Source organism: Neisseria sp. P0022.S010, from assembly GCF_051956635.1.
Genome location: NZ_JBQCXF010000987.1, coordinates 1 through 210 on the forward strand (window position 1 = coordinate 1; position 210 = coordinate 210).

The following is a 210-nucleotide window of genomic DNA, read 5'->3' on the forward strand; positions in this document are numbered from 1 at the left end:
TGCTGTTGGCATTGAGGTCGCCGTCGGCCACGTTGGTCACTTTGTTACCGGCGGCATCGATACCGGACTTGGTCAGGCTAGGACCGCCTGCGACTTTCACACCGTCGTTGTTAACGGTGGTGTCGCCGGCTTTGACGCTGTCTACTACCAGGTCTTTGTTCAGCTTAACCGTCACTTTATCGTCTTGGGCTTCGGTGGTGATGTTGTCGT

The 210-nt window shown here is 55.7% G+C and carries 1 protein-coding gene; it reads right to left on the reverse strand.

Annotation, left to right across the window (positions count from 1 at the left end):
- The coding region (locus ACTHUT_RS22460; protein WP_440386939.1) for a hypothetical protein at positions 1-210 on the reverse strand (210 nt) is incomplete at both ends.